Source organism: Actinokineospora sp. PR83 (assembly GCF_021056305.1).
Lineage (GTDB): Bacteria > Actinomycetota > Actinomycetes > Mycobacteriales > Pseudonocardiaceae > Actinokineospora > Actinokineospora spheciospongiae.
On the sequence record NZ_JAJCXD010000017.1, the window covers coordinates 68,954 to 82,201 of the forward strand.

12 protein-coding genes and 1 riboswitch are annotated in these 13,248 nt (G+C 73.1%); of the genes, 5 read left to right on the forward strand and 7 right to left on the reverse strand.

The features are described from left to right. Positions 1-28: 28 nt before the first annotated feature. Complete coding sequence (locus L6E12_RS06005) at positions 29-784, reverse strand: hypothetical protein (protein WP_236226876.1); 756 nt, start codon at positions 782-784, stop codon at positions 29-31. 133 nt (positions 785-917) lie between these two features. On the opposite strand from L6E12_RS06005, the gene L6E12_RS06010 reads away from it, so the two are divergent. After that, on the forward strand, positions 918-1,865 hold the full coding sequence (locus tag L6E12_RS06010; protein ID WP_236226877.1) for a threonine/serine dehydratase: 948 nt from the start codon (positions 918-920) through the stop codon (positions 1,863-1,865). 3 nt (positions 1,866-1,868) lie between these two features. Here the strand turns inward: L6E12_RS06010 and L6E12_RS06015 are convergent, their stop codons facing one another. The 4 genes from L6E12_RS06015 to L6E12_RS06030 all read right to left on the reverse strand — a co-directional run bounded on the left by L6E12_RS06015 (position 1,869) and on the right by L6E12_RS06030 (position 6,224). Continuing rightward, positions 1,869-3,095, reverse strand: coding sequence for a glycosyltransferase (locus L6E12_RS06015; RefSeq protein ID WP_236226878.1), 1,227 nt, complete (start codon positions 3,093-3,095; stop codon positions 1,869-1,871). A gap of 54 nt (positions 3,096-3,149) precedes the next feature. Further along, positions 3,150-4,004, reverse strand: a complete 855-nt coding sequence (gene thiD, locus L6E12_RS06020) for a bifunctional hydroxymethylpyrimidine kinase/phosphomethylpyrimidine kinase (protein ID WP_236226879.1) — start codon at positions 4,002-4,004, stop codon at positions 3,150-3,152. Between the two features lie 2 nt (positions 4,005-4,006). Continuing rightward, on the reverse strand, positions 4,007-5,668 hold the full coding sequence (thiC, locus tag L6E12_RS06025; RefSeq protein ID WP_236226880.1) for a phosphomethylpyrimidine synthase ThiC: 1,662 nt from the start codon (positions 5,666-5,668) through the stop codon (positions 4,007-4,009). Further along, a riboswitch (TPP riboswitch) is annotated at positions 5,660-5,789 on the reverse strand. It overlaps the preceding gene by 9 nt. 204 nt (positions 5,790-5,993) lie before the next feature. Next, complete coding sequence (locus L6E12_RS06030) at positions 5,994-6,224, reverse strand: hypothetical protein (protein ID WP_236226881.1); 231 nt, start codon at positions 6,222-6,224, stop codon at positions 5,994-5,996. Between the two features lie 179 nt (positions 6,225-6,403). Here L6E12_RS06030 and L6E12_RS06035 point away from each other — a divergent pair, with 179 nt between their 5' ends. Continuing rightward, positions 6,404-7,039, forward strand: coding sequence for a hypothetical protein (locus L6E12_RS06035; protein WP_236226882.1), 636 nt, complete (start codon positions 6,404-6,406; stop codon positions 7,037-7,039). Positions 7,040-7,616: 577 nt separating this feature from the next. Here L6E12_RS06035 and L6E12_RS06040 read toward each other — a convergent pair. Further along, a complete protein-coding gene (locus L6E12_RS06040; protein WP_236226883.1) occupies positions 7,617-8,198 on the reverse strand; it encodes a peptide deformylase in 582 nt (193 codons plus the stop codon). Positions 8,199-8,311: 113 nt separating this feature from the next. Here L6E12_RS06040 and L6E12_RS06045 point away from each other — a divergent pair, with 113 nt between their 5' ends. From L6E12_RS06045 to L6E12_RS06055, 3 genes are all read left to right on the forward strand, one after another. Beyond that, a complete protein-coding gene (locus L6E12_RS06045; RefSeq protein ID WP_236226884.1) occupies positions 8,312-8,623 on the forward strand; it encodes a DUF3263 domain-containing protein in 312 nt (103 codons plus the stop codon). Next, positions 8,620-9,276, forward strand: coding sequence for a LytR C-terminal domain-containing protein (locus L6E12_RS06050; protein ID WP_236226885.1), 657 nt, complete (start codon positions 8,620-8,622; stop codon positions 9,274-9,276). The genes L6E12_RS06045 and L6E12_RS06050 overlap by 4 nt, the downstream gene beginning before the upstream one ends. A 134-nt stretch (positions 9,277-9,410) precedes the next feature. Then, the gene (locus L6E12_RS06055) at positions 9,411-10,616 is read left to right on the forward strand and encodes a thiolase family protein (RefSeq protein ID WP_236226886.1); all 1,206 of its coding nucleotides are present in this window, start codon (positions 9,411-9,413) and stop codon (positions 10,614-10,616) included. A 64-nt stretch (positions 10,617-10,680) separates the two neighbouring features. Here L6E12_RS06055 and L6E12_RS06060 read toward each other — a convergent pair whose 3' ends face one another. Next, positions 10,681-12,909: an AAA family ATPase gene (locus L6E12_RS06060; protein WP_236226887.1), complete on the reverse strand. Its 2,229-nt coding sequence runs from the start codon at positions 12,907-12,909 to the stop codon at positions 10,681-10,683. Positions 12,910-13,248 lie beyond the last annotated feature (339 nt).

The following is a 13,248-nucleotide window of genomic DNA, read 5'->3' on the forward strand; positions in this document are numbered from 1 at the left end:
GCTGGGGCTTTCGCCCGCCGTGCCTGCCCTACGGCGTCGGGGTGGCCGAGGGGGCCTGGGTGGTCGTCGTGGTGGGGACCGACCGGGTGGTCGTGGTGGTCGCGGTGGTCGTGGTCTGTTCCGGGGCCGATCCCGTGGTGGTCGGGGTTTCGCTGCCCGACGTCGTGTTCGTGGTGGTGGGCTCGTCGGTGCCGGTGTTCGTGGGCGCCGTCGTGGCCGTCGGTGGGGTGGTGATCACCACCGTGGTCGTCGTGGTCTTGTCGGTGTTGCCGGTCTTGCCGGAGACCAGGCTGCCCACGGTCGTGCTCCCGCCGCCGGACAGCGGCTCTCCCCGCACCCACTCCAGGCCGGTGACCACCGCCATGCCCATGGCGAACACCAGCAGGCCGCCCGCGACCAGCACCAGGGGCTTGCGCCAGGTGCGGGGGGTCGACGGGGGGCGGGTCTCGACCGCGACCTCTTCGGTGTCGTCGACCTCGTCGCCGGTGGCCTGGGCTTCGGCCGGGGTTTCCGCCGAGTCCTGCTCCGGTGGGGTGCTCACGGTGATGACGCTGCCCCGGCCGGTGACGCGGGCGGTGACCGTGCGGACGCTCTCCCGCGTGCGCTCCAGCGACTTGAGGTAGACGGCACCGCCGACGGTGCTGATGATGCTGGCCACGGCCGCTCCGAGGACCGTGCCCGCCACGCCCAGTGTCGAGCCGAGCACGGCGGCGGTGGCCGCCGCCAGCGCTGCGGCGAGTACCTGGGCGGGCTTGATGCCCTGCTTGTCCTCCTGCTTGCTCATGCCTTCCGTTCCAACGTTGATTTCAGCTTGCCGTGGGGTGGACGTGCGGCGGCCGGGAAAGGTTGACGGAAAGTGAGCATCGCTACACTGTTGTGTCCACTGTGGACTTGCGTGGGTAGGGCAGACTGTGCGGGTGGAACTGGTCTCCGTCGACGCCATCGAAGCCGCCGCCGACCGCATCGCGGGTGTGGCCGTGCGCACTCCCCTGCTGCCGTGCCCGTGGGCCGACCCGGACCGTCCACTGTGGCTCAAACCGGAGAACCTCCAGCCCGTCGGGGCGTTCAAGATCCGGGGGGCGTTCAACGCCATCGCCGCCTTGGACGACGAGCAGCGCAGTCGTGGGGTTGTGGCCTACTCCAGCGGCAACCACGCCCAGGCCGTCGCCTACGCCGCCAAGGTGTTCGAGATCGAGGCGTGGATCGTCGTCCCCGTCGACACGCCCTCGGTCAAGGTCGAGGCGACCCGGGCGCACGGGGCCGAGGTCGTCCTGTCGGCGGTCGGGGAGCGGGAGGTGGTGGCGGCGGAGGTCGTGCAGCGGACCGGGGCCACGTTGATCCCGCCGTTCGACCACGTCGACGTGATCGCGGGGCAGGGGACGATCGGGTTGGAGATCATCGCCGACCTGGCCGCCGACCTGGTGCTCGTGCCGGTCAGCGGGGGTGGGCTGATCTCCGGGATCGCCGTCGCGGTGAAGGCGAAGTCGCCGTCGACGCAGGTGTGGGCGGTGGAGCCGGAGCTGGCCGCCGACACCGCCGCCAGCCTGGCCGCGGGGGAGCTGACCCCGTGGTCGGTGGCCGACCGGAACCGGACCATCGCCGACGGGCTGCGCAGCCAGCCGTCGGCGCTGACCTTCGCGCACCAGCGCTCGCTGGTGGACGGGATCGTCACCGTCAGCGAGGACGAGATCCGGCGGGCCGTGACGACCATCGCCCGCGGCGCCCGGCTGATCGCCGAGCCCAGCGGGGCGGTGGCCACGGCCGCCTACCTGTTCCGGGGCGACGAACTGCCGCGCGGCAAGACCGTCGCCGTCGTCTCCGGGGGGAACATGGACCCCGAACTGGCCAGGGAGCTGCTGGTCTGAGGGTCAGCGGACCAGGGACTCCAAGACCTCGACCGCCGTCGCCACCCCGTCCTCGCCCGCCAGCTCCGCCGCCAGCTCCCGCGCCCGGGGCGCGCGGGTCAGGGCGGTGCGCAGGGCTTCGGCCAGCTCGGGGGCGGTGACGCGGTCCCGGGAGGCGGTGACCGCGCCCACCGACAGCTTCGCCACCTGGCGGCCCCAGAAGAACTGGTCGGCGAAGAACGGCACCACCACCGACGGGATGCCCGCGCGCAGCGCCGCCGCCGTGGTGCCCGCCCCGCCGTGGTGCACGGCCGCCCGGACCCGGGGGAACAGCCACCAGTGCGGCACGTCGTCGATGGTCAGCGTGTCCTCGGCGGTGGCGGTGAGCCCGGCCCAACCGGTGTTGAGGACGGCGCGCAGGCCGTTGGCCCTGGCGGCGGAGAGCAGCAGCTCCGCGGTCTCCTCGGGGCTGCCGCCGGACGCGCTGCCGAAGCCCAGGTAGACCGGCGGGGGCCCGGCCGCCAGGAAGTCCGCCAGTTCCCGGGGCGGGGTGTAGGCGCCGTGCTCGGTGAACCAGTAGCCGGTGACGTGGTCGTCCGCGCGCCAGTCGGCGGGCGGTGGGACGACCGCGGGGCTGAAGCCGTAGAGGCGGGCGGGGGCGCCGGTGGGCCAGCGCGACAGCGGGCGGCGCGACAGCGGGGGCATGCCCAGGGTGGCGCGGCGGGTGTCCAGCAGGGGCCGGAAGGCCCGCCAGGGCAGGGACTCCGCGATGCGCCAGGTCAGGCGGTTCAGCGCGGCGGGGACGGCGCTGGGCATGGCGACCATGGGGAACTCGCGGGTGGGGCTGTTGGGGAACAGGTGCGCCGCCACCGAGGGCACACCGAGGCGCTCGGCGATGGTGATGCCGAACACGGCCATGGTGTGGTGGACCACCAGGTCGGCTCCCGCGCACGCCTCCTCGGCCGCGGGGTGCGCCTCCAGCAGCGCGGGGCCGATCACCGCGCGCATCCGCTTGATCAGCCGGAACGGGTTGCGCTCGGCCATCAGGGCCTGGCCCTCGGGACCGGCCAGCACCGCCCTGGAGTTCCCGGGCAGCGGGGCGAACGGGACGCCCGCGCCGGTGATCATCGGCTCGAACTCGGCCAGGGTGGCGATCACCGGCTCGTGCCCGGCCGCCAGCAGACCCAGGGACAGGGCCACGAACGGTTCGACGTCACCGCGCGAACCGGCGGTCAGGATGGTCACCCTCATGCGCGGGACGCTACCGGTGATCACCCGGAAAAAGTGGCCCTGTCCTGGGCGTTGTCAGCCGGTGATGGACCCGGGGGTCAGGAACTGCGCCGCGTCCGGCACCCGCCACAGCGGCGACACCGGGCCCACGCCCGCGCCGACCGGGTACGCGCCGCGCACCGACTCGACGATGAACGCCTTGCCCGCGCGCACCGCCGACACCACGTCCGCGCCCTTGGCCAGCGCCGAGGTGATCGACGACGCGAGCGTGTCGCCGCTGCCGTGGGTGTGCTTGGTGTCGAACCGGGGACCCACGAACTCGGTGAACTCCGAACCGTCGTAGAGCAGGTCCAGGCACTCCGGGTCGCCCCAGAGGTGCCCGCCCTTGACCAGGACCCACTGCGGGCCGTACTCGAACAGCGCCTTCGCCGCGTCGCGCTGCTGGGCGCGGCTCGTCACGTCCAGGCCGGTGAGCAGGCGGACCTCGTCGAGGTTCGGGGTGATCAGGGTCGCGCGGGGGAACAGCTCCGTGCGGTAGGAGTCGAGCGCGGCGTCGTGCAGCAGCGGGTCGCCGTGCATGGAGGCCGCGACCGGGTCGACCACGAACGGGATGTCGCCCGCCCGGCCGATGCCGACCCGGTCGCAGGCGCCCGCCACCGCGGCGATGATCTCCGCGGTGGCGAGCATCCCGGTCTTGGCCGCCTGGACGCCGATGTCGGTGACCACGCTCTCGATCTGCGCGGCCACCACCTCCGGCGGGATCGTGTGCACGCCGGTCACGCCCAGCGAGTTCTGCACGGTGACCGCGGTGACCGCGGTCGTGCCGTGCACCCCGCAGGCGAAGAAGGTCCGCAGGTCGGCCTGCAACCCGGCGCACCCGCCGGAGTCCGAGCCCGCGATCGTCAGCGTCCGTGGCGGTGTCTGCATCATCGCTACCCGTTGCTCGCAGGGCTGGTCACGACCGGAAGGTACACCTGCTTGCCGTGGTCGACGAACTCGCCGGACTTCTCCGCCATGCCCGCCTCCAACGCCTCCACAGAGGACATCCCGTGCTCCTCGGCGTACCTGCGCACGTCCTGGGTGATCCGCATCGAGCAGAACTTCGGCCCGCACATCGAGCAGAAGTGCGCCGTCTTCGCGGGCTCGGCGGGCAGCGTCTCGTCGTGGAACGACTTGGCGGTGTCCGGGTCCAGGGACAGGTTGAACTGGTCGGTCCAGCGGAACTCGAACCGGGCCCGCGACAGCGCGTCGTCGCGCTCCTGGGCCTTGGGGTGGCCCTTGGCCAGGTCGGCGGCGTGCGCGGCGATCTTGTAGGTGATCACCCCGGTCTTCACGTCGTCGCGGTTGGGCAGGCCGAGGTGCTCCTTCGGGGTGACGTAGCAGAGCATGGCCGTGCCAAGCCACCCGATCTGCGCCGCCCCGATGGCCGAGGTGATGTGGTCGTAGCCCGGGGCGATGTCCGTCGCGAGTGGACCGAGGGTGTAGAACGGTGCCTCACCGCACAGCTCCTCCTCCAGCCGCACGTTCTCGGCGATCTTGTGCATCGGCACGTGGCCGGGGCCCTCGATCATCACCTGCACGTCCTTGGCCCGCGCGATGTGCGTCAGCTCACCCAGGGTGCGCAGCTCGGCGAACTGCGCCTCGTCGTTGGCGTCGGCGATCGACCCGGGCCGCAGCCCGTCGCCGAGGGAGAACGTCACGTCGTAGGCGCGCAGGATGTCGCACAGCTCCTCGAAGTGCGTGTAGAGGAAGCTCTCCCGGTGGTGCGCCAGGCACCACGCGGCCATGATCGACCCACCGCGCGAGACGATGCCGGTGACCCGCTTCGCGGTGAGCGGCACGTACCGCAGCAGCACGCCCGCGTGCACGGTCATGTAGTCCACGCCCTGCTCGCACTGCTCCAGCACGGTGTCGCGGTAGACCTCCCAGGACAGCTTGGTCGGGTCGCCGTCGACCTTCTCCAGCGCCTGGTAGATCGGCACGGTGCCGACCGGGACGGGGGAGTTGCGCAGCAGCCACTCCCTGGTCTCGTGGATGCGCTTGCCGGTGGACAGGTCCATGATCGTGTCCGCGCCCCACCGGGTCGCCCACACCATCTTGTCCACCTCGTCCTCGATGGAGGAGGACACGGCGGAGTTGCCGATGTTGGCGTTGATCTTCACCAGGAACTTCTTCCCGATGATCGCGGGCTCGGACTCCGGGTGGCACCGGTTGACCGGGATCACCGCCCGCCCGATCGCCACCTCGTCCCGCACGAACTCCGGGGTGACCCCCTCGCGGGCCGCGCAGAACCGCATCTCCTTGGTGATGATGCCCGCCTTGGCGTACGCCAACTGGGTGACGGCGCCGCCCACGGGGTCGAGACCCCAGTCCTGGCGGAGCCTGGCGAGTCCTGTGTGGACGTCGATGGTGGCGTGCTCGTCGGTGTACGGGCCGGAGGTGTCGTACAGGTCCAGGTGCTCGCCGTTGCTGAGCGCCACCCGCCGCTCCGGGACCTGCAGGCCCTCCCCCGCGTCGCGGTAGACCTTGCCGGAGCCCGAGATGGGGCCGGTGGTCACCGATGGGCGCACGGAACGGTCGTCAAGCGTGGTCACGAGAATCCTCCCTACGCCGGCATTACCCGGTCAGGTTCATCGGTCGGCGGCACCGGGTCCGTGGAATGGACACCAGCCGCCCTCTCAGCCCGCCATGGCGCGAGCTCCCGCGGTTTCGGTATTCGGTTGTCGCCCCGACCCTAGCCGGCGCCCGGTTCCGTGCCAACCCGCCCGACGGGTTGTTCACGTCGCGGCCGGGTGACCCCCTCCCGCCGCGGCGGCCCTCGTCGTGCGCCTGTTCGGCCGGGGACCGCCACGAAAAAGGTGCTGCTCCCCGGTCGAGGCGACCGGGGAGCAGCACCTCGGGTGCGGACTCGGGTTCAGCTCAGAGCGAGAGGACGAACAGGTCCCACTCGGTGTGCCCCTTGTCCCAGGTGCAGTACGCGGCGAGGTCGGCCCCGCTGCGGATCTCGTCCGCGGCGCGCTCGCAGTCGGCCTGCCGCTGGTAGCTGCGGATGTACTCCGGGTTCCCCGCGGAAGCGGTGCCCGCCGCGAACCCGAGGAGTGAACCGGCGATGACGGTGATGGCGCCCAGACGCCCCAGTGCCTTCTTCATGCCGTGAGCTTTTCACAGCACCGGGGTGCCGTGGGCGAGAATCGAACAGAACGGTGGTCGGTGCCCGCAGGGCGAGGTCGACTCCGGTTCGGGAGCGGGTTCGCGGGGAGGCGGTGAGCCTCCCGACTGGTTCGCAAAGATCATCGTCCGGAGGGCCTCCCGCGCACTAGGGTTTGGCCATGGCCCAGCCGTACCCGCCCGGCGCCCGACTCCTGGGGCGCCCCGCCCTGGCCAAGCCCTGCTCGGCGTGCGGCGACCTCGTCGGCCGCGGGTACCCGGACTGCCCCAACTGCGCCGAGCGGGTCGACGCCTACTGGCTGGCGGACTGGGGCGCCCTCCTGTCCGGCAACGGCGTAGCCGAGGGCACCCCGGAGGAACGGGAACTGGCCGCCCTGGTCCTCGCCGACGAACCCGGCTCCCACCCCTGGACCTGCGACGACTGGGCGATGCGGCGCACCCCGTGCCCGGAGTGCCGGGCCGAACTGGGCTCCGGCGCCCTCGACTGCCTGGTCTGCGCCAGCGCCGACCAGGCCCGCTGGGCCTGGGACCACACCGCCCCACCGGCCGCCATGCGCCCCGACGAGCACAGCCTCCGCCTCGCGGTCGCCTGCCTCCGCAGCGCCGAACGCCGCCGCCCCGGCATCGTCGGCTTCTGGCGCCTGGCCCTGCCCTTCCTCCTGGTCGGCGAGAACCCGACCCGCGCCCAGGCCCGCCGCATCCGCACCTACCTGATGGCAGGCCGAGAAGACGAACTCTCCGCCGCCGACGGCATCGCCGCCATGGCCTCCTTGCCCCCGCTCCCCTGGCGTACCTGACACCCCCGAGCCGACCACCCGCACACCGCAGGCCCGCCCACCGGGCCACCCCGAACACCACGGCCTCCCGCCCCGAAGGCCACCGGCCCGGCCATCAGCCACCCGAACCCCGCAGGCCCAGCGGCCCCCCGCAACCGCCGGCCGCCAGCGGGCCACGCCAAACCCCACCGACCACTCCCGACCATCGGCCTGCCACACCAAACCCCACCGAACGCAGCCGCCGACCACCCCGCCACCCTCCAGCCTGGCGGCCCGCCACCCGCAACCCCACAGGGCGCAGCGAAAACCAGCCACCCCCGCAGCCGCCAGCCCGGCTACGGAAATGCCCGGGTGGGTGGATTTGCTTGGGTGGGGGAGCCGATCATGTGCAAGCCTGCTTGGGCTGTGGGGCATCTCTTCAGCCCCACTCGGTCACACTGGGCGCATGATCGGCGTAGGGGCCCCGCCCAAGCGGATCCACCCACCCGGGTGCCAGCGAGAAAATCCCGGGCTTTGAACCCGGCTACAGCCGAGCAGAATCCACCCGGGCACACCCCCAAAAAATTCCGGGCTCTTGAAAGAACCCCGCGGCCCAGCTCTAGTCCTCGTCCTCAGCAAAAGGATCGCCAGTGGTAGCGGGGTCCCAAGTGTTCCCCGGGAAATTCCACCGGTTCGCCTTCAGCATCCGCTTGGCGTCCCGCGCGTTGCGCCCCACCAACCTGCTCAGGTACAGCAACCCGTCCAGGTGATCCGTCTCGTGCTGCAGGCACCGAGCGAAGAACCCGGTCCCCTCCACCTCGATCGCCGCACCCTCCAGATCGGTGCCGGTCACCTTCGCCCAGGCAGCCCGCCCGGTCGGGAACGACTCGCCGGGCACCGACAGGCACCCCTCGAAGTCGTCCTCCGGGTCCGGCATCCCCTCCGGGACGGCCGAGGTCTCCAGCACCGGGTTGGCGACCACGCCGCGGTACCGGTTGCCCTCGTCGTCGGGGCAGTCGTAGACGAACACCCGCAGGTCGACGCCGATCTGGTTGGCGGCCAGGCCCACGCCGTTGGCCGCGGCCATGGTGTCGAACATGTCCTCGACCAGGGCTTTCAGGGAATCGTCGTACTCCGTCACCGGCGTGGTCGGGGTGGTCAACACCGGGTCGCCGACGATGACGATGGGGCGCACTGTCATGGCGGCAGATTAGCCAGGATCGGGCCCGGACGCGCCGACGCGGTGTCGATCACAGCGGGTGGTGACGTGGTGTAATGGGCGCGCAGGACCGCACCCGGGATGCGAGGAGCCAGATGGACGCCGCCGAGTTGCCCGCCGAGCCGGGCGGGCACGCCGCGCCGGGCGCGTCGGGGGACCTCAGTGAGCGGGAAGTCGCCATGCTCGCCTTCGAGCGGCGGTGGTGGAAGTCGCCCGGCGCGAAGGAACAGGCGGTGCGCGAGGAGTTCGGCCTGTCCGGCACCCGCTACTACCAGGTGCTCAACGAATTGATCGACAAGAACGCGGCCGTGGAGGCCGAACCGGCGTTGGTCACCAGGCTGCGCCGGTTGCGAGCGAGCAGGAAGCGCGCCGGTTCGGCGCGCAGGCTGGGGATGGACCCTCGATGACCACCGACCCTTCCGGACCCGCGCGACCCGGTCGCCTGATCGGCCTCGCCCTCATGGGGGTGGCCGCGGTGACCGCCGTCATCGGCGTGGTCACCATCGTGAACGGGACCGGCGACACCTCCGCCGCGCCGCCCGCCTCGTCGTCGGTCACCGCACCGGCCCCGCCGAGCGGTGACCTGACGAGTTCGCCCGCGACCACCGGTTCGATGTCGACGTCGATGCCGTCGGCACCGAGCGAGCCGAGCGCGCCCGCCACCACGACGGTGCCACCGGCCGCGACCACGACGACGACCGCGGTCCCGCCCGCGCCGCCCGCCGCCTCGGGGGCCCCGGTCCCCGGCGCCGGGCCGAGCACCAGGTCCGAGCCGGTGCGCGTCTACAACAACAGCTTCATCAAGGGTCTCGCCGAGGAGGCGGGCCGCGACCTGGCCGCTCGCGGGTGGACGGTGGCCGAGACCGGCAACTACTCCGGCGGCAAGATCCCGGTCACCACCGTCTACTTCCAGCCCGGTTCCGGGCAGGAGGCGGCGGCCCAGGAGTTGGCCGCGGACTTCGGCATCCGCTCCGAGGCCCGCTTCGACGGCATCAAGGACGCCTCGCCCGGTCTGATCCTCATCGTCACCCAGGACTACCAGAACCCCAAGGACAAGTAATCCCGCGAGCGGTCCCGGCGGTGACCGAGATTACGGACTGATCGGTCCGCTTTTTGTTGACCCCCGTTCTCCGTGCGGCGCATAGTGGACCAGTCGGTCCCGGACCATTCGGTCCGATCACGGAGGAGGACACCATGCGGGACGCGGTCATCGTCGAAGCTGTTCGCACCCCCCTCGGCAAGGGCAAGCCCGGCGGCGCCTACGCCGACGTGCACCCGGTCGACCTGCACGCCCACGCCCTCCGGTCGCTCGTCGACCGGGTCGACGGCCTGGACCCCGCCGAGGTCGACGACGTGATCGGCGGCGCGGTCGGGCAGGTCGGCGAGCAGAGCGGCAACACCACCCGGTACGCCGCCCTGGCCGCCGGGTTCCCCGAATCGGTGCCCGGGGTGACCGTCGACCGCCAGTGCGGCAGCAGCCAGCAGGCCCTGAGCTTCGCCGCCCAGGGCATCGTCGCGGGCGCCTACGACGTCGTCATCGCCTCCGGGGTGGAGTCGATGAGCCGGGTGCCGATCGGCAGCTCCGGCAAGGTCGACGGCGTCGGTGTCGACGTGCACGGCCCGTCGATCGCCCGCCGCTACGGCGGCCTGGTGCCGCAGGGCGTCAGCGCCGAGCTGATCGCCCGCAGGTGGGGCCTGTCCCGGGCCCGGCTCGACGAGTTCGCCCTGGCCAGCCACCACAACGCCGCCACCGCCTGGCGCGAGGGCCGGTTCGCCGCCGAGGTCGCCCCGCTCAAGGTGACGCACGCCGACGGCACCGTCACCCAGCTCGACACCGACGAGACCATCCGCCCCGGCACCTCGCTGGAGGCCCTGTCCGGCCTGCGCACCGCCTTCGCCGCCCCGCACTGGACCGAGCGCTTCGGCGAGATCGACTGGAAGGTCACCGCGGGCAACTCCAGCCCCTACAACGACGGCGCCGCCGCGCTCCTGCTCACCACCGCCGAGATCGCCGCCGCCCGCGGCTGGCGCCCGCGCGCCCGCGTCCACACCGCCACCGTGGCCGCTGACGACCCGATCTTCATGCTGACCGGCATCATCCCGGCCACCGCCAAGGTCCTCGCCAAGGCGGGCCTGACCATCGCCGACATCGACGCCTTCGAGGTCAACGAGGCGTTCTCCTCGGTCGTCCTGGCGTGGCTCGCCGAGACCGGCGCCGACCCGGCGAAGGTGAACGCCAACGGCGGCGCCATCGCCATCGGCCACCCCCTCGGCGCCAGCGGCGCCCGCCTGGCCACCACCCTGCTGGGCGTCCTCGACCAGCGCGGTGGCCGCTACGGCCTGCAGACCATGTGCGAGGCGGGCGGCACGGCCAACGCCACCATCATCGAACGCCTGTAGCCCTGACCGTCCGGGTGCGCACCGGCGCACCCGGACAGCCTGCCCCGATCCACAGTGGACCCGCTCAGGACCGCTGGGCGGCGTAGGCCTCCAACGCGGCCAGTTGCGCCGGGTCCAACGACGGCCGGACCGCCGCGCTCGCCGCGCGCAGGTGCTCCGCGGTGACCACTGTGGCCTCCAGGGACTCCCGCATCGCCGTCAGCGCCGCCTCCCGGATCAGCGCCGCGCAGTCCGCCGCCGAGTACCCCTCCAGACCCGCCGCGTACGCGTCGAGGTCCACGTCCTCGGCGAGCGGGGTGTTGCGGGCGGTGGCCTTGAGGATCGCGGCGCGGGCTTCGGCGTCCGGCGGCGGCACGTAGATCAGGCGCTCCAGCCTGCCCGGGCGCAGCAGGGCGGGGTCGACGAGTTCCGGGCGGTTGGTGGCGCCGATGACGACCACGTCGCGCAGGGGTTCCACGCCGTCCAGCTCGGTCAGCAGGGCGGCGACGATGCGGTCGGAGACACCCGAGTCGGAGGACTGGCCGCGGCGGGGGGCCAGGGCGTCGATCTCGTCCAGGAAGATCACCGCGGGGGCGGCCTCGGCGGCCCGGCGGAACAGGTCGCGGACGGCGCGCTCGGACTCGCCGACCCACTTGTCCATCAGCTCCGCGCCCTTGACCGACAGCACGTTGAGCTGACCCGTGCCCGCCAGCGCCCGCACCAGGAACGTCTTGCCACCACCGGGCGGGCCGTAGAGCAGGACACCGCGCGGCGGGGCGACCCCGAGGCGGGCGAAGGAGTCCGGGTAGCGCAGCGGCCACAGCACCGTCTCGGTCAGCGCCTGCTTGGTCTCCACCATGTCCCCGACGTCGTCCAGGCTGAGGTCCCCGGTGCGCAGCGACGACGACAGCGACGACGGGCGGACGGTGTCCAGGGCGCCCACGATGTCGTCGGCGGTGATGCTGGGCGTGTCCTGGTCCCGCAGGGCGGCCCGGATGGCGGCCTCCCGGCGCAGCGCCACCAGGTCGGCGGCGACGAAACCGGGGGTGCGCTCGGCCAGCACCCCGAAGTCCACACCGGACTCCACCGGCAGGTCGCGCAGCAGCACCCGCAGCAGCTCCACCCTGGTCTTCGCGTCCGGCAGCGGAATTGCCAGCTCGCGGTCGATCAGGTGCACCCCGCGCGCCCTGGCGTCGACCGCCTCCGGGTGCGCCGAGGTGGCCACCAGGGCGGTCTTGGGCAGGTCGACCGCCGCGCGCAGGATGTCCAGGACGACGGTGGCCAGCGGCGGGGGAGTGGTCGCCGGGAGCAGCACGTCCAGGTCGTCGACCAGCAGCACCGCCGCGCGCCCCGCGTCGGAGTGCGCGCGCAGCGCCTCGACGGCCGCGGTCACCCGCGCCGCCGCCGCGTTCGCCTCCAGCACCGCCGCGGTCGGCCCGACCAGCTCGACCACCGCCGCGTCCGCCGCGTGCGCGACCGCCCGCACCAGGCTCGCCTTGCCCACGCCCTCCGGCCCGGTGACCAGCACCCCCAGCCGCACGTCGGCGCCCAGGCGTTCGAGCAGGTCGGGACGGGTGAAGGCCAGCTCGAACCACTCGGCGAGGGTGCGCGCCGCCGCGCGCGAACCGACCAGGTCGGCCAGCGGCAACGGCTCCGGGGCCTGCTGCTCGGCCGGGGTGAACGCCACCGCGGGCGCGGGCGCGGCCACCGCCACCGGCGCCCCGCCGACCGGCACGGCCGCCCGCTCCCCGGTCCGCGCGCCGTCGCGCCAACCGACGACGGTGGAGGGGTGCACGGTGACCACGCCCGCGGGCTCGACCGCGGTGATGGTCAGCAGCTCGTTGGTCCAGGTGGCGCCGATCGCGCGGGACAGCCTGCCGCGCACCTCGCCCGCGTCGGTGCCCGGCGCCAGGTCCTGCGGCAGCAGCGACACCGCGTCGCCGACGGTGAAGACCTTGCCGACCAAGGCCAGCCGCAGCGTCTCCGGGGTGAGCGAGGTGCTCGCCAGCCGGGAGCCGGACACGGTGACCGACGTCGCCCGCGCCACCTCCACCGGGGCCACGACCACCTCGGACCCCTCGGTGACGCCCAGGTTCGACATGGTCACGTCGTCGAGCAGCACCACCCCGGTCGGCCCGGTGCCGTCCCCGGCGGCGGCCAGCGCGGCGCTGACCCGCGCCCCGGTCAGCCGCACCGCGTCCCACTGGCGCAGGCCGAGCGCGTCGAGCACCTCCGGGTGCAACCGCACCACCCCGCGCCGGGTGTCGAGCGCCGAGGGGGAGAGCCGGACGGTCAGCGTGATCTGCGAGCCCACGCCCGCGAGTCTTCCACGCCCCCGGCTCCGGGACGCGGCGACTCAGCCCCCAGTGCCCCGGAACCCGGTGGTTCCCCAACTCAGTACTTCAGCAGTTCAGTACTTCAGGAACTCAGTGGTTGTGTGGTCCGGCGTTCACCGGCTCGGACCCGGCGGGCCGGGTCCGGCGGCTCAGCGGTCCTGGGGTTCCCCGGCGCCCGGCCGCGACTGGCGCCGCAGCCCGGTGCGCCGCCAGGTGCGCCCGCGCAGCCCGGGTCGGGGCTCCGGCGGCAGCATCATCGGCAGCGGTTCGCCCTCGCCCGCGCGCAGCGGCCTGCGCACCGCGCGCCGCGCCGCCCC